2 protein-coding genes are annotated in these 1,692 nt (G+C 28.8%); both read left to right on the top strand.

Annotated elements, in window-relative coordinates; genetic code table 11:
* A partial coding sequence (gene cmr1, locus HG1285_RS02615; RefSeq protein WP_008289085.1) for a type III-B CRISPR module RAMP protein Cmr1 occupies positions 1 to 962 on the top strand: 962 nt, incomplete at its 5' end.
* Positions 952 to 1,692: type III-B CRISPR-associated protein Cas10/Cmr2 (locus HG1285_RS02610; RefSeq protein ID WP_008289086.1), on the top strand; the 741-nt coding region annotated here is incomplete at its 3' end. The genes cmr1 and HG1285_RS02610, both read left to right, overlap by 11 nt.

Genomic DNA, 1,692 nt, shown 5'->3' on the forward strand with positions numbered 1-1,692 from the left:
AGGGAGTAATGGAAAGTACAGATTTGCTTATTAAAGTTATAACTCCAACTATTATGGGAGGAGGTTTCGGTCAAAGCGATGATATTCGCCCATCAGAAATAAAAGGTTTAATGAGGTACTGGTTTAGGGCAGTAGCTGGTTCATTTATAGTACATTTTCCTGAAGATAAATTAAAACAAGACTTAAAAATTTTAAAACAGTTTGAGGAAAGTATTTTTGGAAGTACACAAAAAAAAGCATCTTTTAGAATTATAATTAAAAATCACAAATTAAAAACTGGAAAACTATCTCATCTTCCCCATAAAAGCTGGAGTAAAAATAATCCCTTAACAGCAGTTCTTCCTGACAGCCATTATAATCTGGAAATTTTAATAAGAAACATTCCTTTTGGTAAAGTAAACGTAAAAGAATATAAAAACTTTCTGAAAAATCTCCTTAAACTATCGTTATTCTTCGGTACTGGATTTAGAAAAAATAGATTTTTCGGAAACATGATTATAGAAAGTGAAAAGGTTGAAAATATTGAAAATTTGGTAAATGAAATAAAAACCTTTGTATCAAATACTTCTGGATTGTATGAAAAGAAAAAAACTCTATTACCTGCTTTTCCGACTTTTTCCTTCAGAAATGGTAAGGAAAAGAATTTTTATATAGAAAAGGTTTTGGATAACTGCCATGTTAACAACTGGGAAAATTTTCTTGAAAATTTTTATAAGGGGATAATACACAAAATAGAAAAAGACCATAGCATAAGATTTTTTATAGATGGTGGTATTAGAAACTTTCATAAATACTCGCTTCTTAATTTTTCTTATATTGACGGCAGTATCTATTTGTCTTCATTTTTCCATAAAAATAACGGTTCTCTGAATAATCCAAAAAAATACAACGATTGGAAAAACGGCTTAAATAAAATAAAAACTTTAATAAACAGTGGTGGGTTATGTACAAATGGACGCTAAAACTTACCTTTTCCAGCTTACAATTCCATCAGTTCAAAAACTGATATTATCATCAAGAAAGGCTCAGGATTTATGGGCTGGAAGTTTTATTGTTTCAAATTTATTAAAAGAAACTGTAAGAGATTTAAAAAATAAATCAAATATAAGCTTTATATTCCCTCATGAAGATTTGCTTGAAGAAACAAAAGAAAAAATATCAAATGTTCCAAATAAAATTTTATTTACAGTAGAAGGTTCAAAAGAAGAAGTAATAAAAATTGGTCAGGATTTAGAAAAGTTTATAAAAGAAAAGCTAAAAAGCTTAGCAAAAAATATTACTTTAAAACTCGAAAATGGCTCAAAAGAGCTTATGGAGTATCAACTTGAAAACTTTGTAAATGTAATCTGGGGAGCTGTTCCTCTGAAAAAAGACAACTACATAGCTTCATTAGATAATTTGGATAACTACATATCCTACAAAAAATCCTCAATTTTGCCGAATAGAAGATTTATAGAAAGCTATAAACTAATTGATTTTGAAAAGGAAGAGTATCCTTTCATAGAAGGTCTTGGTTTTGAACAGATTTATGATTATTTCACTGATACAAAGATAAAAAAACCTCATATCGTAAAAGGTGCTTATAGATGTACTCTTTGCGGAGATAGAATTATCCTTGAGGCAGATGGAAAGGATTATAAAGGAAATAGCTTTTGGAAAAATCTGTGGGAAGAAAATGAAAAAGTCTTTACA

Source organism: Hydrogenivirga sp. 128-5-R1-1, from assembly GCF_000171895.1.